Origin of the sequence: Paludisphaera rhizosphaerae (assembly GCF_011065895.1) — a bacterium.
GTDB lineage: Bacteria > Planctomycetota > Planctomycetia > Isosphaerales > Isosphaeraceae > Paludisphaera > Paludisphaera rhizosphaerae.
Genome location: NZ_JAALCR010000002.1, coordinates 474951 through 494768 on the forward strand (window position 1 = coordinate 474951; position 19818 = coordinate 494768).

A 19818-nucleotide genomic window follows, 5' to 3' on the forward strand; every position below is an offset into this window, starting at 1 on the left:
ATCACGGCCGTGGCGTCCCTGGGGATGGCACGGCCTTCTTCTTGACCCGGTGCTGACCGTAGGGCATCGCGATCGTCCCATCAGCGGGCTCGACCAGATTGTGTTCGCGGTCCAGTTCGGGCTTCTCCAGAGTCGACACGATTCCCGAAGGCCAGACCAGCGTCAGCCGCTCGATCGGCCCTGCGCCTACGCCGATGATCAGCCGTGGGTCGTTGGCCGATTCCATGCTGACTCCCCCCTTGAGCTGGCGGTAGATCGTCCGTTTCGGGGTCTCGACGATCGCCAGCGAGCCCACGGCGTCTCGATTGCTCTTGGTCCCCTGAAGCTTCAGGCGGATCCAGTGGTTCTTGGTGGGGGTGTCGTTGCGGAGGATGGAGATCGGCCGGTCCTTGTCGTTGACCACGATGTCGACGTCGCCGTCGTTGTCGATGTCGCCGAACGCCGCGCCTCGGCCGACGTGCGTCTTCTCGAAGTACGGGCCGGCGTCTCGCGTGGCGAGCCGGAAGCGCTTGCCTTCCGCGTTCCGGAACAGCAGGGCAGGCTCCTCATAGTCGATCGGCTGGCCGAGGAGGCGGCGGTTGTCGTCCACGTGGCCGTTGGCGATGAAGCAGTCGGGCCAGCCGTCGGAGTCGAAATCGACCAGGGCCGTCCCCCAACTCACGAACGGGACGGTGTCGGACGCCAGGCCGAAGAACGACGTAACGTCCATGAACCCGCCCTTGCCGTAGTTCTGGTAGAGCGTGTCGTACTCGTTGGCGAAGTTGGTCACGAACAGGTCGGGAAGGCCGTCGCCGTCGACGTCCTCCGCATCGACGCCCATTCCCGACTGCGCTGAGCCGTTGATGTCGTAGGCCGCTCCGGATGACTCGGTGGCGTCGTCGAAGGTGCCGTCGCCGCGGTTGAGAAACAGGAAGTTCGGGTTCATGTCGTTGGCGACGTAGATGTCGATCAGGCCGTCGTCGTTCAGGTCGGCCGCGACGACCCCGAAGCCGTGGCCGTCGTCTCTTGGACGAGCAATCCGCTTCCTCTCGACGACGTCGACGACCTTCTTCGCCCCTGTCGAGGGGTCGACCTCCTCCTTCGTCCCGGTGACGACGTCAGTCTCAACGGTGATGGCCTGATCGAAGACGTCCGTGAATGTCATGTCGCCGTTGTTGCGGTAAAGCATGTGCTTGACCGTGGTAATCGTGCGCGGCGAGGAATACAGCCAGATCTTTTTCTCGGCGTCGCCGATGAGGATGTGATCCTCGGGGTAATTCCAGCGCCCGTAGTTCGCGACGTACACGTCGAGGTCGCCGTCGTTGTCATAGTCGAGCATCGCCCCGCCGGACGACCATGAGGGCCGATCGACCCCGGCCCTTGCGGAGACGTCCTCGAACGTGCCGTCGCCGTTGTTCCGATACAGCCGGTTCGGGCCGAGATTGCAGAGGAAGACGTCCGGGTCGCCGTCGTTGTCCAGATCTCCCACGATCACCCCGTGGGAGAAGCCGCGATAACCCAGCCCGGACTTCTCCGTAACATCCTCAAAGCGGCCGTCACCCAGGTTTCGGAAGAGGCGGTTGGGCCCTTTTTCGGCAGTCCCCAGTGGGAGCAAGGTCTGGGTGAGGAGATAGAGATCAAGCCGACCGTCGCCGTCGTAGTCGAAAATCCCCACCCCTGAGCCGTTGGCCGTCGGGAAGTGCTTCTCGCCGATCGTCCCCGAGAACTGAACGAAGTCGACGCCCCACTCGTGAGCGACCTCGGCGAATCGGAACGGGCTCGATTCGAGTTGTGCTGAGAGCTTCACCGGTCCCGTGATCAGTGAGACTCGGTCGCCGGCGATCGTCGAGACTGCCTGCGAAGGCTTCTTGAGCTTCTCAGCGGGCTTCGAGGTCGTCGGTTTCGTGGAGACCTTGGCCGAATCGCCGGTTGGAGTTGGAGCCGTGCTATCCGTTCCCCTCCCACAGCCGGCGGTCGCGATCGCCAGAACCGACGCGACGGCGAAGATTCGCCACCGGGAGGGACCATGCCCCCTCGGCTCGGATCGACTCACACTTCCCATGAATCGCCTGCTTTTCTGGTGGAGAGGACTCGACGGCGGACCTCGCCGACCGAGCGGATCGATCGTACCACGATCGCACTTGCCCTCGCGACCACCCCGACCGACGCCGCTGACCCGCGCTTTTCGAGAGACTGGAACGACGTTCGCATCCCCGGAACAACCGCGACTGCGGGCAAGGATCACCCATCCCCCCCAAAGGTCCATCGACGAGAATTCAAGAGTCTTACGCAACCGACACAGATTGTATATTTTACGGAGATCCCGATAGGTATGGCCCGCACATCCGTCGCGAAGCTCATGGTCGCTGCGGCCGACCCACGAAGTCGGAGGAAACCATGATCGCTTCGAGGATGCACGGCGATAGTACCTTTAATCGCCCTTTCGCGAGGACGCGACAACTACCTGGGAGTGAACACATGCCACGTCTTCTGTCGACCGCGGTCCTGGCGGCGACGGTCATCGTCGCGGGAGCGATTGCCACGCCGCAAGCGTCGGCTGCTCCGGCGCCTTCCACTTACGCGAACGTCGAGAAGGCGATCCGCGACATCAACGAGGGCTGGTCGCGTCCTGATGCGCCCAAGGACCCCAACGCGCCGGGCTGGGGGGTCTTCTTCGAGGCCATCCTTCTGCAGGCGAAAAAATACGACCAAGCTCAGAAGCCTGAAGATCGATTAACCGCGTTGAATCAGCTTTATCAGATGTCCGTGGCCCTGGAGCCCGTCGCCTGGCAGCCGGCTCAGGCGGTCCGCGAGGAGCTCCGCTCGTGGCTGCGGCCTCGCGTGCAGTTGGCCTGGGCTGAGCGTCGAATCGACGACCACATCAAGGGGCTGCCTCCGACCACCGACCCCTCCGTGCAGGCGAACCGCCAGGCCTGGGCCGACTTCGTCGGCAACGATCTGGGCAAGGCTCTGAGCAAGTACCACGGAGCCTCCAGCGTCGGCCAGCGGCAGGACGGGCTCAACGACATCCACCGTGCGCTCGCGGCGCTCAATCAGCGGAACGCCTCGCAGCCCTGGCAGCCTTCCGCCGAGCTTCAAAACGCGATCAACGGCCTGTTCAACCAGCCCAACCTGGACGTCACGGCTGACCTCTCGATCGTCCAGCCGATCTTCGACGCCCCGCTGGTCCAGACCGGCCCCGTCTACCGCAAAGGCTACTGGTCCCAGGTGACGGCCGGCCCCAAGACGGGCTTCGGTCTGCTCCCTAGCGACAACGGGATCGCCTTCTACAATCGCCAGCAGCTCCAGAGCTCAACGCCGATCACCGACTTCCAGAACCAGATCGCCGCCGACCCCCAGGGCCAGCGTGCGGCTCGGATGTACTACTTCTCGGCGACGACCTACGACTGGGCTGAGCAGACGATTGTCGCCCTGCTGAGCCCCTCGGGCCTCTCGCTGACTCCCCAGTCGACGCACAACATCAGCGCCCAGATCTGCTCCGCGCCTCAGGCCGGCGGCGGTCTGATGCGGGCGATCGCGGGGCTGGTCGGCTACTCGCAGGATCGGATCAACAACGAGGTCTATCAAAACGCCCTGCCCCGCTTCCAGCAGCAGATCCCGCAAGAGGCCCAGGAAGAGGCCGAGGAGCGGATCGCCGGCGAACTGGCCCAGCGCAACGGCCAGATTCGGCAGTACCTTCCCGGCAACAACCTGCTGGCGATTCAGGAGTTCCTGATCTCAGGCCTTACGATGCGATCGCGGCCTGACGCCGTCTACGTCGGCGGCCTGTTCCAGTCGAGCACCGGCGACCACCAGCGCGGGGCGGATTCGCCGCAGCCCGCCCGATTCGCCGCTCCCGACGCCGGGCTGACCGCCGACATCCACGTCGGCTCCGTCCTCACCAGTGCCGTTGATGGGCTCTTCCACCGCCCGGGCGTCCAGGAAGTCCAGAACTTCATGATCGTCACCCACGACGTCCCTCCGGGCACGCCTCCGGGCGAAGCCGTGACCGTGACGAAGAACGTCGACTTTCCGACCTACCTCAAGGCCGTCGACGAAGCGAAGAAGGCCAACAACCCCAAGGTGCAGGCGATCCGCGTGAAGCGGCCCTCGCAGGCCCCGACGTTCGCCGCCGACGCCCGCGGGTTCCTCGTGGCCGTGGTCAAGGACGTCGAGATCGAAGTCCCCGCCCCCGATCCCAACAGCCAGGCCGGGAAGGCTGTCGGAGTCGAGGCGAAGGTCCTGCGCATCAAGCTGCCGCAGGCGGAGATCGCCCTTTCCTACAAGGTCGATCCCAAGTCCGCCAACTCGTTCCACGTCTCCGGCAAGGTTGAGGACCTGACCGTCCCGCCGACCTCGGAGGTCGTCGCGATTCTGGACGACGAGAAGGCCCCTCACTCGCTCAACCGCTTTAGCGGGGCGCTGGTGATCACGGCGCTTCTCGGCAAGCTGCGGACGACGCCGCTCGACCTGAACCTCGACAACGTTCGTCTGCCGGGGCTCGCCATCACGTCGATCTCGCCCGTCGATCCCTCAGGCTGGGCCCGAGTGAACCTCGTCCGAACCAACGAGCCGATCGCCTCGCCGATGGTCCAGGCTCCTACAGAGCCGGCGCCGGTCGTCGAGGCCCAGCCTCAGCCGGCTTACGTCACCGTTCCCGTTCAGGTTCAGGTGCCGGTCCAGGCGGCCGTCGTAACCTACGAGCCGTGATCGAGAGCTGAGAGATCAACCTGTTCACGAGTACTTCGGCCGGGTGCCCGCGGAATACCGCGGAGCCCCGGCCGTCGTGCTTTTCAGTAGACGACGGTCTCAGCCGCGAGCATCTCCGGGTCGATGGCCCGAATGATCTCCGCGGCCTGCTCGGCGTCATCGCTGCTGACGTCCAGGTGAGTGCAAGCCCGTAACGTCTGATCGCCGAGGGCGGAAGCGAGAACGCCGTGCGACTTGAGATGCGCGACCACCTCCGCCGCCGTGGCGAGCGACGGATCCACGGTCACCCAGACGAGGTTCGTCTCGACCTGAGATTCGAGTTCGAGTCCTTCGACTTCCGAGAACGCCTCTGCGAGGATCAGCGCATTGGCATGATCCTCGGCGAGTCGCTCGACGTTGTTCTCGAGCGCATAAAGTGCGGCCGCCGCCAGAACGCCTGCCTGGCGCATCCCGCCGCCGAGCAACTTCCGCAGCCGCCGCGCCTGACGGATGGCCTGCGCCGAGCCGGCGACGGCCGAGCCGACAGGGGCACCCAGGCCCTTCGAGAAGCAGATCGCCATCGTGTCGAAGGACTTCCCCCATTCGTCGGCTGGTACGCCCGAGGCCACCACGGCGTTCATCAGCCGGGCGCCGTCGAGATGCATCGCCAGTCCCTCGCTCCGCGCCCATGAGGCGATCGCGCGGACGTCCTCGATCGGATGGACCCGACCGCCCCCACGGTTGTGCGTGTTCTCCAACGTGACCAGCCGCGTGCGGACGTGGTGCGGGTCGTCGGGGTGGATCGCGTCCTCGATCTCGTCGAGAGTCAGCAGGCCGGATTCGCCGAGAAAGGTCCGCGACGTGACTCCCCAGAGACGGGCGATTCCGCCGGCCTCCCACCAGTAGACGTGCGACGTTCCGGAGCAGAGCAACTCGTCCCCCGGACGCGTGTGCAGGCCAATGGCGATCTGGTTGGCCATCGTCCCCGACGGCGTGAAGAGCGCCGCTTCCTTGCCGAGTAGGGCGGCCGTGCGAGCTTCGAGGGCCTGGACCGTGGGGTCCTCGCCGTAAACGTCGTCCCCCACCGCCGCCTCGGCCATCGCCTTTCGCATCGCCGGCGAGGGCCTGGTCACGGTGTCGGACCGGAGGTCGATCGGCGGTCGGCTCATCGGCGGACGTCTCCTCGAAAAGGCGCTGGGGAAGTCGTTTCGACCGCAGATTGTCGGTCTCCACACACCGCTCGGTCAACCCAACGCCGGAGACTGTCGACGAGCAGGCGGTGGTGACGTATCCTGGTCGCTTTCACTCGCCCCCTCGTAGGCTGGGTCGAGACCTCGCCCTCGCGACCCTCGGCCTCGTCAAGCTGGGTCTCGACCCAGCCTACGGACAAAGGATTCGTCCGGATGGGCTATCGTTCGCTTGCCGAATGCGTCGCGGATCTCCGCAAAAACGACCGCCTCGTCGTGATCGAGGAGGAGGTCGACCCTTATCTGGAAGTTGGCGCAATCCAGCGCAGGGTCTATCAGGCGGGAGGTCCGGCCCTTCTTTTCCGTCGGGTGAAGGGGACGGCCTTCCCGATGGCCGGGAATCTGTTCGGGACCATCGAACGCGCCCGCTTCCTCTTCCGCGATACCCTCGACTCCGTCGCCCGCCTCGTCGAAATGAAGGTCGACCCGTCCGCTGCCATGAAGCGCCCCTGGCGGTTCCGGGGCGTCCCCTTCACCGGCCTGCACCTCCTGCCGAAGCGCGTTCATCGGGGTCCGATCCTGGCTCATCAAACCACGATCTCGAAACTCCCCGCCCTGACCTCGTGGCCCAAGGACGGCGGCCCGTTCGTCACCCTGCCGCTGGTTTACACCGAGGATCCCGACCGTCCCGGCCTGGCCCGGTCGAACCTGGGAATGTACCGGGTCCAGCTCTCCGGCAATGAGTACGAGACCGACCGCGAGGTGGGCCTGCACTACCAGATCCATCGCGGAATCGGCGTCCACCACGCGGCGGCCATCCGTCGCGGCGAGCCCCTCCGCGTGAACGTCGTGGTCGGCGGCCCCCCCGCGATGATGGTCGCGGCGGTGATGCCGCTCCCCGAGGGGCTGCCCGAGTTCGCCTTCGCCGGCGCCCTGGGGGGTCGAAGGGTGGCGATGGTCGCCCCCGAAGGCCGGCTGGCCATGCCGGCCGAAGCCGACTTCGTCATCTCGGGCTACATCGACCCGAACGTCCGCAAGCCCGAGGGTCCCTTCGGCGACCACCTCGGCTACTACAGCCTCGCGCACGACTTCCCCGTCCTGAAGGTCGAGCGCGTTTACCACCGTGAAGGAGCGATCTGGCCCTTCACGACGGTCGGACGGCCCCCGCAGGAAGACACGACCTTCGGCGAATTGATCCACGACCTCACCGGCCCGATCATCCCCACGGTGATCCACGGACTCCACGCCGTCCACGCTGTCGACGCCGCGGGCGTCCACCCCCTGCTCCTGGCGATCGCCTCCGAGCGATACGTCCCCTACGCCGAGGTCCGCCGCCCCCAGGAGATCCTGACGGTCGCCAACGCCGTGCTCGGTCAGGGCCAGTTGTCATTGGCGAAATACCTGCTAATCGTCGCCCGCGAGGATGATCCCGATCTCGATATCCACGACGTCGGCGCTTTCCTTCGCCACCTCCTGGAACGGATCGACTGGCGGTCTGACCTCCACTTCCAGACACGGACGACGATCGACACCCTCGACTATTCGGGACACGGTTTGAACCAGGGCTCGAAGGTCGTGATGGCCGCAGCAGGTCCCAAACGCCGGGACCTCCCGCGCGAGATTCCCTCGGAACTCCGCCTCCCCGACGGCTTCCGAGATCCGCAACTCGTGATGCCTGGCGTGCTCGCCGTCTCCGGACCGAAGTACGCGCTGGAGGCCACCCGGATCGACGCTTTTACCTCGTCGTTCGGCCCCAACGATCCGATTCGAGCCTTCCCGCTGATCGTGATCGTCGACGACGCCGAGTTCACGGCCCGGACCCTGAACAACTTCGTCTGGGTCGTCTTCACGCGTTCCAACCCCGCGGCCGACGTCCACGGCATCGACTCGTTCATCCACGACAAACACTGGGGATGTTCAGGCCCGCTCGTCATCGACGCACGAATCAAGCCCCACCATGCGCCCCCCCTGGAAGACGATCCCGAGGTCGAAAAGCGAGTCGATCGTCTCGCCGCGCCTGGCGGTCCGCTGCATGGGATCATCTGACCCCCACGACCCGAGAATCCGTCCCAAACCACCTAGCCGGCTCGAAAAGGCTTCGACGATCGCAATCGCGAGGAATGCCTGAGACCATCATCAAGATAAGAGGAGCCTTGTGGGATGGCCGAGCGAGGGAAGCGGCCGCCCCAGTAAGTCTCCTGAGTTGGAAGAGTGCGCCCGCCCGTGGAACAGCTCTCCCAAGTGAGGAGGGCTCCAACGCACCGCGACGAAACTGCCGAACGAAGCCAAGCCTGGCGCCAACGCTAGCGACGACCCGCCAGGACTTTACGACAAACCAACCGGACTTTCGTCATGCCAAACGAAGCCGCCTCGAAGCCAAACCGCGGCGAAGGGCCCATCCGGCCGGGCGGTCATCACGAGGGCTTCCTGCGCTGCGACTCAAACGAAGACACGGCATGTAAACACGACGATCGAAGCCAACCGATTTCGCGACGTATCATCCTTATCCTCAAGGCCTTAACTTCGGCCGGACACCCAACGATGGAACCCAATCGAAGCCGTCCGGGACAGGCCGAGTCAAGCCTCAGGTGTTTTTCGGGGATGCGTCGTCTCATGGTCTCGAATCGGATGCGACGAGGAAACTCGGTTCGTTCGGGTGGGTGCAGCGAGAGTCGGAAGCGACTCCACTCAAGAGGCGGCGTCGTCCGTGGATTTGACGACGGCCTTCTCAGCCGATACACTGAGTCTCCCCCAGAAGATAGGGGTGATGCGCGGACGAGTTGCGAGGTTCCCGCCGGGCTTGTGTTTCTTCGCCCCATCCAGGCGACGAGACCTAACGGGCCCCCAGCCCCGCCCGACGTCGCGCCTGAATTCGAACCGACTCTTGCAAGGCCGCCTCGGGCGATCCGTCCGAGGAGCGCGGCCGGATGGAAACCGTAAACCCAAGAGGTGAAAACCGTGTCACTGGTCGTTAAGGATCTGATCGACGCCGGCGTGCACTTCGGCCACCGGGCCAGCCGCTGGAACCCGAAGATGAAGCCGTACATCTACGGCAAGCGCAACCTGATTCACATCATCGACTTGAAGGAAACCGTCCGCGGCCTGCTCCGCGCCACGAAGTACTTCAACAAGGTGGCCTCGCAGAACGGCCTGATCCTGTTCGTCGGCACCAAGCGGCAGGCTTCCGAGACGATCGTCGAGGAGTGCACCCGCAGCGGCATGCCCTACGTCACCGAGCGTTGGCTGGGCGGCACGCTGACCAACTTCCGGACCATCCGCAGCCGGCTGGAGCGGCTTGAGGAGCTGGAGACGATCCTCGACGGCGAGCAGGCGTCCAGCTACTCCAAGAAGATGATCTCCACGCTCTCCCGCGAGCGCAAGAAGATCGAGCGGAACCTCAGCGGCATCCGGAACATGACCCGGCTCCCCGAGGCCCTGCTGGTCGTCGACCCGCGCCGCGAGCACATCGCCGTGGCCGAAGCCCGCAAGCTGGGCATCAAGGTCGTCGCTCTGCTTGACACCGACTGCGATCCCGACCTGATCGACCTGCCGATCCCCGGCAACGACGACAGCATGCGGTCGATCGAGCTGGTCATCAAGCGGCTGACCGACGCCATCATCGACGGCAAGGCCGCCGCCCCGGCCGAGCCCCCGCCGTCGGCCGACCGTGACGACCGCGACGACCGTCGCGGCGGCGACCGGCGCGACCGTGGCGATCGTCGCCGCGGCCCTGGCGGCCCCCGCGACGGCGGCATCCGGATGGGCGGCCCTCGGCCCCCGGCCCCGGCCCCGGTCGCCGAAGCTGCCGCTCCGGCCCCCGCTCCGGTCGAGTCCGCACCGGTCGAGCCTGCCCCGGCCTCCGAGCCCGCTCCGGTTGAGTCCACTCCGGCTCCCGCCTCCGAAGACGCTGCTCCGGCCGAAGGCGTCTGAGCTCGATCCGACCTGGACGGCCCCGGACCGCCTGACCTGGGCGGGCCCGGGGCCGTCGGCCGAAATCACATCGACATATTCAAGACATCACGAAATACGATCTAGAAAGCCAAGGGGGATTTTTCCGATGGCCGAGATCACGGCTCAGGCTGTGAACGAGTTCCGCAAGAAGACCGGGCTGGGCCTGATGGAGTGCAAGAAGCTCCTGACCGAGGCCGGCGGCGACCTGGCCAAGGCCGAGACCCTGGCCAAGGAGCGCGGGCTGAAGCAGGCCGAGCTCCGCTCCGGCCGCGCCGCCAAGGCCGGCCGCGTCGAGGCGTACATCCACCACGACAGCAAGTCGGGCGTCCTGCTCGAGCTGAACTGCGAGACCGACTTCGTCGCCCGCAACGACGAGTTCAAGCAGCTCGCCAAGGACCTCGCCCTGCACGTCATGGCCGTGAACCCGAAGTACGTCCGCCGCGAGGACGTGCCCGAAGAGGCCGTGGCCGAGCAGAAGCGCATCTTCATGAGCCAGGTCGCCGACAAGCCGGTCGCCATCCAAGAGAAGATCGCGACCGGCAAGATCGACGCCTGGTACGCCGAATCCGTCCTGATGGATCAGCCGTTCATCCGCGACGACTCGAAGAGCGTCAAGGACGTCATCATGGGCGTCAACGCCCGGACCGGCGAGAACATCTCGGTCGCCCGCTTCGCCCGCTTCATCGTCGGCGAAGAGCGCTGAGAAACCGATCCCGCACCCGCCGGCTGCGCCCCCGCGACGCAGCCGGCGCGATCCATTCGCGACTCGACCCGACCCCACCAAGGGACAGGACATGGACCCCAACGCGCCGACCGGGAAAGCCGCCTTCCGTCGCATTCTGCTGAAACTCTCCGGCGAGAGCTTCTGCCGCCCCGGCGAAGGGGGCATCAGCGTCGAGGAGGTCAGCCGGATCGCCCGCCAGATCTCGCGCATCGCGGCCCTCGGCGTCGAGGTCGGCGTCGTGGTCGGGGGCGGCAACATCCTCCGCGGCGCCCAACTCATCAGTCGCGGCGCAGACGTCATCAAGGAAGCCACGGCCCACTACATGGGCATGACCGCAACGGTCATCAACGGCCTGGCCCTTCAGGACGCCCTGGAGAGCATGGGTTGCGAAACCCGACTGATGACCACCATCCACATGAACGAGATCGCCGAGCCGTTCATCCGCCGCCGCGCCCTCTCGCACCTGAGCAAAGGCCGGATCATCGTCCTGTCGACGGGGACCGGCAGCCCGTTCGTCACCACCGACACCGCCGCCGCCCTCCGCGGCAAGGAGCTCGGCGTCGACGTCTTGATGAAGGCCACCCGGGTCGACGGCGTCTACTCGGCCGATCCAGAGAAGAATCCTCACGCCGTCCTCTACGAGTCGCTCAACTATGATCAGGTCCTTCGCGACGAGTTGAAGGTCATGGATATGACGGCCATCGGCATGTGCATGGAAAACCGCCTGCCGATCCTGGTGTTCAACTTCAAGAAAGAAGGGAACATCGAGCGCGTCGTTTGCGGAGAGCCGATCGGCACCTGGGTCGGCTCCGCGACTCGCCCGCGAGCCGGGCTCTGAGAACGAGTCGTCGCCCGCGTCAGTAGGCGGCCTGCGGCGACGCTGTTAAGATGATCGAGATCCCACCGCCCTTCCCCGACCCGTCCCATTCCCAAGCGATTCGCGCCGAGCCAGGGAGCCGTCCCGATGAGCATCGAAGAAATCGAACTCGAAGCCGAAGATCGGATGGAGAAGAGCGTCACGCTGCTGACCGACCAACTCCGCGGCATCCGCACCGGCCGCGCCAACGTCGGGCTCGTCGAGTCGGTCCGCGTCGAATACTACGGCTCCTCCACCCCGCTGAAGCAGCTCGCCAATCTGAGCACCCCTGAGCCTCAGCAGATCCTCATCCGTCCCTTCGACCCCTCGGTCGTCGGCGACATCATCAAGGCCATCCAGACCAGCGACCTGGGCCTGACTCCGAACTCCGACGGCAAGGCCGTCCGTCTCAATATCCCGCCTCTGTCGGTCGAGCAGCGTAAGAAGCTGGTCGGCCGCGTGAAGGACCTCGCCGAAGAGGCCCGCGTGTCGATCCGCAACATCCGCCGCGACGCCAACAAGCAGGCCGACGTCGAACAGGGCGAGAAGATCCTCACCGAGGACGACGTCACCACCTGCAAGGAACAGATCCAGTCCCTCACGAAGAAATTCGAGGGAAGGGTCAACGACCTCGCCGAAAAGAAGTCCGAAGAGATCCTTGAGTCCTGATCCTAACCTCGCTCCGGCGGGCGACTTACGAGAAGTCGCCCGCCACCCTCTTGACCCCAAACGCCTTGTACCCTATAGTGTGATTCCCCGGGGCGAGATGCTCCAAAACACCCCGGGCGATTAGCTCAGTTGGCTAGAGCGCATGCTCGACACGCATGAGGTCACAGGTTCGAATCCTGTATCGCCCACTCCGTAAGTCTCGCCGAAAGCTCACTTTAGAGCTTACCCGCCGTAGGACGGCGGAGCGGCCCAGGTCGGTAATACTACCGTTTCTGGAGTCGCTGTCATGCCGTCCCCCTCTTCTCGGACCCCGTCCTACCGTCTTCACAAGGGGTCTGGTCAGGCCGTCGTCACCATCGGCGGCCGAGACATCTATCTAGGCGTCTACGGGTCCGACGCAAGCCGTCGGGCCTACGACCGCCTCATCGCCGAATGGTTGGCTAACGGCCGTCGACTTCGCGGGGATCATCCCCCAACGGTCGCTGAAATTGTCGTAGCCTACCTGGGCTACGTAGATTCACGGTATCGCTCGAACGAGCCGACCAGCATCAGGACGGCCCTGAAGCCGTGCCGGGAACTCTATGGGACGGTAGAAGCGACCGCTTTCGGTCCCCTCGCCCTGAAGGCCGTTCGCCGTAGGCTACTGGATTCCGGCATCTGCCGATCCCTGGTCAACCGTCGAGTTCAGGCGATCGTCCGAATGTTCAAATGGGCGGTCGGCGAGGAACTCATCTCCTCCTCCACCTGGGAGGCCCTGCGTGCCGTCGAAGGGCTTCGGCGCGGCGAAGCTTCGACTCGTGAGACCGAACCCGTGAGACCGGTCGACGACCAGGTCGTCGCGGCGACGCTCCCTCACGTCCCTCGCCAGGTGGCGGCAATGATCCAGCTGCAGCGTCTGACCGGCGCTCGGCCTGGCGAGGTCGCTTCCATGCGCGGCTGCGACCTGGACGCGACCGGGAAGACATGGATCTATCGCCCGGCGAGCCACAAGACGGCACACCATGGCAAGGAGCGGACGATCTTTATCGGCCCAGCCGCCCAGGACGTTCTACTGCCCTTCCTTCGGGTCGATCCGACCGAACCCCTCTTCCAGCCCAAAGAGGCCGACCAGGATCGTGTAGCGGCCCTCAGAGCGTCCAGGAAGACGAAGGTCCAGCCATCCCAGGTCGACCGGAGTAAGCCGAACCCGAAGCGGAAGCCGGGGACCATGTACACCGCGGCGAGCTACCGCAGGGCGATCGCCCGGGGCGTCGAGAAGGCGAACGAGGCTCGCCGCGAGAAGGATCCGAAAGCGGCCCCTATCCCCGACTGGCATCCCCACCAACTGCGACATTCAGCCGCAACGGCACTGCGTCGTGAATTCGGTCTCGACGTCGCCCGCGCCGTGCTGGGCCATACCTCGCCCGTCGTGACGGAGATCTACGCTGAGATGGACCAGGCGAAGGCCCGCGAGGCGATGGAACGGGTGGGGTGAATCGCGATCGGCGGGGACACTTTGCGGGGCAATACAACGTCGTCCCCGCCGTGCTTGCTTGCACGGAGAAATTCTGTAATCTGTTCGGAGATCGCACTCCGGCGAGTGTCTGTCGTCGCGACGTGGCGGGAGCAAAGTACCGTGCGCCTACGCCTTTTCGATTCTGTCGATGAGAAGCGTGATTTTCTCTCAGGTTGTCAGACCTGGCTCCCTTTGGGAACCGCGGCCACCGTGGCGATTTCCGCGAACTCATCAGGTGCAGCAAAAGCGTGGGCCGTCCTGGCTACTCTTTGCCTTGTCGGCGCAACGTCGTTGTCGAGACATAAATGTGAACATATTGACAAGTCATTAAAGACCAAAAAGGACGACGAGGACAAGGTCAAGGACTCGAAATTACAGGCGGCAATGGAGGATGCTAAACGCGATGTTGAAAGAGCATCCAAGAAGGCAGTCGAAGCTCTAATCGAAGAGTTTCATGGGAGGTATTTTCGCCACGAGCAGCCGCTTTCCAGACACCATAACCGGACTACGCTGTTCAGGTGCGTCGAATACTGCGATGATCACGGATCACATTTGATGCTCACAATCTATAAACGAGTAGGCAAATACGAAGATTCCGATACGACCTGGCCGCTAGACAAGAATGAGCTTACGAAGTGTCGAGGTGTTGCGGCTGAGATCTGGTACCACAATACCGAAGTCTCTCGAACCGCGGAGTGCGACTGGCCAGAGATGGACGATGGTAGCCCTGAAGTTCAGGCTCAGAAGGAACTTTACGCATCTAGTCTCAAAATTACCTTGGCCGAAGCTGAGCGACTGAAGGTAAAATCGAGAGCGTTCACCGGACAACCGGTCTGGAGCGGCGGTAAGAAGTGGGGCGTACTCCTCTTGGATAGCCTCAAGGAAGATAGGATCTTCAACCGAACCAATCAGGGAAAGGATCTAGAAGCGTTCGCCATTCAGCTGGGCGCGGTCTTAGGGAGGCTCGATCCATGACCCGAGCTATCTTCATCGACCCGGCAAGAACCGAGAAGGATCGGCCAGCCGTTGGGGATCGGAAGAACGGATTCTCTATCTCTCCTTTCGAGATCCCCTACGAGATGCAGGTTTTTGGCGAATCGTCTCTCGACCACGTCTTGAGCATTCGATTCAGCTATCCGGGGGGGGAAACCGGTACAACGCGAAGTGACATCCCCTCTTTTGGGATCGAATCGGACGTCGACATCAGAATCAGATCTGGTCGATTATCCGGCAAGATCCTGGAAATGACATTCGGACGGCCAGTGAATGCGGACGAACTGGCTCAAGTTGCTGGCAGGCTGAAGGAAGCGTCAACCGCCACTTTGAGTCTGTCAACTAAATTCAACTATCAGATGATTTCGCGCATCCTGTCATCCTGGCGGGAGATTATCGAAGCGTCGGACATTTCCTAACGAAATCGACGCGCAAACCTCTGACTCGTCGCAAGCCTGAGAAGACACGAAGGGCCGTGCTTGCCCCCCCCTGGTAAGCCCGGCCGTTTCCATGCGCTATCGCACAGCCCCGACTGTGACCATAGACGCCTCCAAAGGGAACGAACGTCATTCCCCACGCTCCAGCGACCCCAGAGCCAAGACGCCTAATTTCGCGACAACGATATTTTTAAAGCCACGACCGCAGGATAGGATGAGGTCACGGCCGGGGGTCGTAGCCGGCACCCTTGGCGACGACGAATAGCCTGTCCTCGCCCCCTCGGATCGTACGAAGAACGCCATCGGGAACCTTCACCGGGGATCGATGGCGTTCCCGTGCGCGGGGATCTAAAGGGGGCTGAAGCCGCAAAAACCGGGCGGGCGGCGTCGATTCCCGCGGGAGGTTCACGACGACGCCCGCCCGCGTCGCAAGAGACCGACTGACGTCGACCGCATGCGACGGCACAGGTTGGCGGAAGAAGTGTACGCACGCGTCAAGGCGTGAATGGGATCGTCGGTGAAATCACTCTGACCTTTGAACTCAACCACTACCGGCTGGAAGCCGGTAGGTTCGGGGACATCGTGAACTCCGGACTGAAGTCCTCCGCTCACGATGAAGTCATCACAGACTCATCGCCACCGACGCTCTCCCCAAGCGATGAAGTCAACACGGAGTCATCGCCGCCGACGCTCTCGCCGAACAGGGTAAAACCTGAAGGAGTCGCCTGAAGGCGAGGGTTTCAGACCCATCGCAAGGACAATGACATCGGCCGAGCATTACCACCACCTGGTAAGCTCGGCCGTTTCCATGCGCGGAGCTATGCTGTTATGAGTTCTACCCACCGCTCCACTGGGGGACTAGTCGAGGGGCCCTGGTGAGTCGACGATGACAGGCGGCGTCTCATTCGGATCAGGTTCCGTCGGCTCGGGTGCCGGCTTCGTGGGTTTATTGGCTGGATGCTTGGCGACAGGGGGCTTAGCCTTACCTTTAGGGTCTACGACGGCCTCGACAAGCTTGGTCAAACGAAGCTGCACCTTCTGAAGAGTCACTGTATAATAATATGTCCTTGAGACCACTTTATAGCGACCGTGGTCGATCCATTCGATTACGTCCCCGACGCTGGGGACGACGATCGGCTCCCCGCTTTCGATGGGATTGACGATCTGCAGGCCGTCATGCTCATCAACGAACTCCAGTTTGTACTTCATCGCTCCTCCTACGACAAAGGTTAAACGAGGCGGGGTGACTTTGTCGGGGTTGGCAGGTTGACTCAAGTCCGTTCGGGTGGGGCATCGAAACCGATCGCCTTTGCATAGTGTGCGCAGGCGCGATCCAGGAACGCCGAAACACTTGATCGATCGTGAGAGGCGGCCCGTTCAAGCCATGCGGCGTAGCCGGCGCTTACACGAAATGCTACAGATTTCGCAGTGGTTGGGACCGGTGGCTTTCGTTCCGTCGCGGCTTTTCGCTTCGCCATGATCGCCTCTAGCACGGATGTTTTCTCCCGACCAGCATCGGCTATTCATCATACTGAGTACCGCCGTTTTAACCAGCTAATATACATAACGAGCAAAAATTCCGCATTACCCTATTGCTGTTCTGTACGTACACAGTAGTATGACTGCGTCGGGCGGAGGAAGCCCGGAAATAAAATCGGGGCGAGAGGGTGCTACCAACACCCGCCCGCCCCTTGTGCGACCCTGAATTCACCAGGAGAGGCACCAGTGGAGAGTCTACGACATCCCCATTCCGGGGACCAGGTCCCCGTACGTACCGACATCGCCGATGACGGCGTCGAGTTCCGAGAGATCAGCGGTCATCCGGGCTACTTCGCCGATTCCGACGGCCACATCTACTCGACGAAGGTCAAGATCCGCAAGCCCGACTGCCCGAGGGGGTGGTTTTTCAGGGAAGGAGGCGAATTTCAGATCCTCGAAGGAACGCGAGACAAGCGGGGATACCTTTGCGTGAGTCTGACGATCCCTGGCTCTTACAAGAAGAGGCCCGTTAGGATCCACCGTCTCGTCTGCGAGACGTTTCACGGACCATGTCCCTCCGGCATGGAATGTCGACACCTTGACGGCGTCAAAACGCACAATCAGCCGTGCAACCTCATGTGGGGTACACGGGCTGAGAACGTGGCTGACGCCGTGCGACACGGAACCCACGGCGCGCCTTTTGGCGAACGGCATGGCGCAGCCAAGCTGAAGCAGGCCGATATCCCCGAAATCCTGCGGATGCGCCGCGAAGGGATGTCGCTTCGCGCTATCGGGCGAAAGTTCGGGGTAGCCCATCCTGCTATCGGTCGAATCCTAGACGGCCGGTCGCGTTGGTTAACCGACTCCGAGCGGCAGGCGTTCGCGGATTCGATGCTGGAAGCCATGCGTTGAAGAAATGAGAGAGGGCGACCGGTCTCGAACACCGGACGCCCTCAGGATATTCCCCCAGTGTCCTGCATCAGGAGAACACATCAATGGTACGCCACGAATCGAACGAGAGCAACCGTCCCCTGTCGCTGGAAGCCTTCGCAGCCGCATACGACGAAGTCGAGCGGACCATGCTGGTTTCCGAGGAGATGCAGCTTGAAGGATGCCCTATTGAGCCCCATGTCACGGCGGTCGGAAGAGCCCTCCGGGTAGCGTGTCGGCTCGCATCCGGTCGCCCCGGATGGAAGCTGTTTACGAAGCCCTGCACAATCGATGCTGGCTCTTATCGGGTTACGTTGACCCCGAGCGACGGTGATTACTTCGAGGAGGAAGTACTCACCCTCCATCGTGTCGGTCGCCTTGCCGACCAGGTGGAGGACCCCGACGACGACCGACCGTTGGTCGCGAGCTACTACGAGCCCAGGAAGGCCCGGGAACTCGCCCGCTACATCGAGACGTCCCTACTGGACGGCTTCGGCCTGCGTTTGTCAGGGGGCGTCGTTCTCGACGGAGCGATTTTCACTGTCGAGCTTCAGGACGAAGTCGGCGCCACCACGATCGTCGTCATGCCCTCCGACAGCTGGCTGGCCATCCAGGATCGACGCGGCCGGGGTGACCAGACGCCGTGCTGGCTCGACGCCGAAGAGGTCGCCTTGATCGAAAGCCACCGTGCGGCCTCGCGGCCCCAGGGTGGGGCGTCCGGGGCGGTTGGTCCCCGATTCAACCCGGCGTCAAACTGAGACTCCCTGCCGCGACCAGAGTTCGCGTTCAAGTGTCGTATCGTCGTATGACTTATCGGCATAGTACGTCGAACCGAACCGAGACAGTGCTAGAGTTGACGTAAGACGGCGAACGCTGGTGTTCAACCAAGTTCGCAGCACCCGAGAGTCCGCACGCCACCTTTATGCGACGTCGCCGGCTCCCCATCGGCGTCGCATAGCGTCCGCAACACGAATCTTCACCCACGACCCAAGGGGCGACCCCATGGCTGTTGATAGCGCCGCTACGTACATCGACGACGAAATCCCGGCTCTCGACCAGCTTCGTCCGCTCGAAGAGATCGGCAAGCTGCTTGGTGTCGGACCGCAAGCCATCCACCGATGGCGATTGGATCCGTTGGTCCCCTTGCGGGCCTGGAAGGTCGGCCGTCGCTGGTGCTCCACGGTCGACGAGACCAGAGACTTCATCCGCCGACGGACGCTCGCCGCGTCTTCATCGTCCAACACTCCCGCGCCGCCCGCGCCGACCCATACCGCGAGACGTCGAAAGCAGATCGACGCGGCGGTCGCGAAGGCGAAAGCCATGGGCTGCTGAAAGGGGGCGACGATGGAATGGTTCGTCGACGCCCTGATCGCCTCGCACGCAGTCCGAACAAGCGTGCGTCTCGCTGAATCCACTTTGACCGACGTCTTGGCGGATGAAACCCGTACGCTGTCCCACCTCCAAACGTCGGCACGGTTCAACGAATACGTAGGTGCGATTTCGTTGCTCATCGTCGCCTCGCACCGGAACCGTGTGCTCCTCGCAACGGAGAACGTCCGGCCGGACGCGCCGCCGATTCGGTTCCGGATCGCGGCCGAAGCGCTTCGCTCGAGGGTCCAAGACTTCGCGGGGACTCGCGAGCCGGCGACGCCGGAAGTCGCTTTGGGCCAGAGATGACGTGGGCTGGAAAAGCGAAACGCCCCCGGCGGCAGTCCGGGGGCGTTTCATATCTCTCTGAAAGGGCAACTGGATTATGGCATCAGCAGCGATGAAAATCAACGAGCAGCCTCAGCAATCGCGATGGCTTCGGGTCGTGATGGCTGAGGGTTCCGAGCCTCCGGAGCACGCCGACGACTCGGACGAAGAGGATACGGTCGGCCTTCTCGACGACGTCCATCCCGAGTTGCGGGACTGGGACCAATGGATCTGCTGGAAGTCCGTGGGCGGGGTCAAGACGCCTCGGACGGTCGACGACCGCCGGAACGCTTCGACGGCTGACCGAACTACCTGGTCGGCCTTCCAGACCGCTGCTCGCGCCCTTCGGACCGCATCGCCCGGGACATTCGACGGCATAGGCTACATATTCGCGGCCGACGACCCGTACGTCGGATTCGACTTCGACAACTGCCTGGATGAGCACGGCCAGGCCGTCGAGTGGGCGGCTCCCTGGCTGGAACGATTCCGGGGATGCTACGCCGAGACTTCGCCCAGCGGTCGGGGGGTGAAGGTGTGGACTCGCGGCACCATCCCCAAAGGCGGCAAGGTGTGGGACGGCCCTGGGGAACACTGCGGAATCGAAGCGTACGACCGGGGCCGGTACTTCTGCGTCACCGGCCGGATCTGGGGAGGTTTCCCTGAGGAAGTCATCCCCGACCGCCAGGACGTCATCGACGACCTATTCGTCTGGGCTGCCGAGCAAGAGCCGACCG

General features: G+C 63.5%; 16 protein-coding genes, 1 tRNA gene and 1 pseudogene. 14 read left to right on the plus strand and 4 right to left on the minus strand.

Annotated elements, in window-relative coordinates:
• Position 1: 1 nt before the first annotated feature.
• A complete protein-coding gene (locus G5C50_RS04610; protein ID WP_240906960.1) occupies positions 2-2032 on the minus strand; it encodes a CRTAC1 family protein in 2031 nt (676 codons plus the stop codon).
• Between the two features lie 425 nt (positions 2033-2457).
• Here G5C50_RS04610 and G5C50_RS04615 point away from each other — a divergent pair, with 425 nt between their 5' ends.
• The gene (locus G5C50_RS04615; protein WP_165065610.1) at positions 2458-4689 is read left to right on the plus strand and encodes a hypothetical protein; all 2232 of its coding nucleotides are present in this window, start codon (positions 2458-2460) and stop codon (positions 4687-4689) included.
• A gap of 83 nt (positions 4690-4772) precedes the next feature.
• Here the strand turns inward: G5C50_RS04615 and ltaE are convergent, their stop codons facing one another.
• On the minus strand, positions 4773-5837 hold the full coding sequence (ltaE, locus tag G5C50_RS04620; RefSeq protein ID WP_165065613.1) for a low-specificity L-threonine aldolase: 1065 nt from the start codon (positions 5835-5837) through the stop codon (positions 4773-4775).
• 234 nt (positions 5838-6071) lie between these two features.
• Between ltaE and G5C50_RS04625 the strand changes: the two genes are divergently transcribed.
• The 9 genes from G5C50_RS04625 (at position 6072) to G5C50_RS04665 (ending at position 14962) form a co-directional block, all read left to right on the plus strand.
• Positions 6072-7901, plus strand: a complete 1830-nt coding sequence (locus G5C50_RS04625; RefSeq protein ID WP_165065616.1) for a UbiD family decarboxylase — start codon at positions 6072-6074, stop codon at positions 7899-7901.
• A 912-nt stretch (positions 7902-8813) separates the two neighbouring features.
• Complete coding sequence (gene rpsB, locus G5C50_RS04630; RefSeq protein WP_165065619.1) at positions 8814-9785, plus strand: 30S ribosomal protein S2; 972 nt, start codon at positions 8814-8816, stop codon at positions 9783-9785.
• Positions 9786-9912: 127 nt separating this feature from the next.
• Positions 9913-10509 (plus strand): translation elongation factor Ts, encoded by a 597-nt coding sequence (locus tag G5C50_RS04635; protein WP_165065622.1) that lies wholly within the window; start codon positions 9913-9915, stop codon positions 10507-10509.
• Between the two features lie 91 nt (positions 10510-10600).
• Positions 10601-11368 carry a UMP kinase gene (pyrH, locus tag G5C50_RS04640; protein ID WP_165065625.1) on the plus strand — a complete coding sequence of 256 codons (768 nt, stop codon included), beginning with the start codon at positions 10601-10603 and terminating at the stop codon, positions 11366-11368.
• A gap of 126 nt (positions 11369-11494) precedes the next feature.
• The gene (gene frr, locus G5C50_RS04645) at positions 11495-12055 is read left to right on the plus strand and encodes a ribosome recycling factor (RefSeq protein ID WP_165065628.1); all 561 of its coding nucleotides are present in this window, start codon (positions 11495-11497) and stop codon (positions 12053-12055) included.
• Between the two features lie 114 nt (positions 12056-12169).
• A tRNA-Val gene (locus G5C50_RS04650) sits at positions 12170-12243 on the plus strand.
• Between the two features lie 98 nt (positions 12244-12341).
• The gene (locus tag G5C50_RS04655) at positions 12342-13529 is read left to right on the plus strand and encodes a tyrosine-type recombinase/integrase (protein WP_165065631.1); all 1188 of its coding nucleotides are present in this window, start codon (positions 12342-12344) and stop codon (positions 13527-13529) included.
• 141 nt (positions 13530-13670) lie between these two features.
• Positions 13671-14525: a hypothetical protein gene (locus G5C50_RS04660; protein ID WP_165065634.1), complete on the plus strand. Its 855-nt coding sequence runs from the start codon at positions 13671-13673 to the stop codon at positions 14523-14525.
• Positions 14522-14962 carry a hypothetical protein gene (locus G5C50_RS04665; RefSeq protein ID WP_165065637.1) on the plus strand — a complete coding sequence of 147 codons (441 nt, stop codon included), beginning with the start codon at positions 14522-14524 and terminating at the stop codon, positions 14960-14962. The genes G5C50_RS04660 and G5C50_RS04665 overlap by 4 nt, the downstream gene beginning before the upstream one ends.
• An 876-nt stretch (positions 14963-15838) precedes the next feature.
• Here G5C50_RS04665 and G5C50_RS04670 read toward each other — a convergent pair.
• Both G5C50_RS04670 and G5C50_RS32500 read right to left on the minus strand, forming a co-directional pair.
• On the minus strand, positions 15839-16189 hold the full coding sequence (locus tag G5C50_RS04670) for a hypothetical protein (RefSeq protein WP_165065640.1): 351 nt from the start codon (positions 16187-16189) through the stop codon (positions 15839-15841).
• Between the two features lie 525 nt (positions 16190-16714).
• On the minus strand, positions 16715-17023 hold the full coding sequence (locus G5C50_RS32500; RefSeq protein WP_240906961.1) for a hypothetical protein: 309 nt from the start codon (positions 17021-17023) through the stop codon (positions 16715-16717).
• Between the two features lie 96 nt (positions 17024-17119).
• On the opposite strand from G5C50_RS32500, the gene G5C50_RS32505 reads away from it, so the two are divergent.
• The 4 genes and pseudogenes from G5C50_RS32505 to G5C50_RS04690 all read left to right on the plus strand — a co-directional run.
• Positions 17120-17371: a helix-turn-helix domain-containing protein gene (locus G5C50_RS32505; RefSeq protein ID WP_240906962.1), complete on the plus strand. Its 252-nt coding sequence runs from the start codon at positions 17120-17122 to the stop codon at positions 17369-17371.
• An 83-nt stretch (positions 17372-17454) separates the two neighbouring features.
• Complete coding sequence (locus G5C50_RS04680; protein ID WP_165065646.1) at positions 17455-18147, plus strand: hypothetical protein; 693 nt, start codon at positions 17455-17457, stop codon at positions 18145-18147.
• Positions 18148-18391: 244 nt separating this feature from the next.
• Positions 18392-18721, plus strand: coding sequence for a hypothetical protein (locus G5C50_RS04685; RefSeq protein WP_165065649.1), 330 nt, complete (start codon positions 18392-18394; stop codon positions 18719-18721).
• Positions 18722-19142: 421 nt separating this feature from the next.
• Positions 19143-19818, plus strand: a pseudogene (locus G5C50_RS04690) (hypothetical protein); the annotation flags it as partial.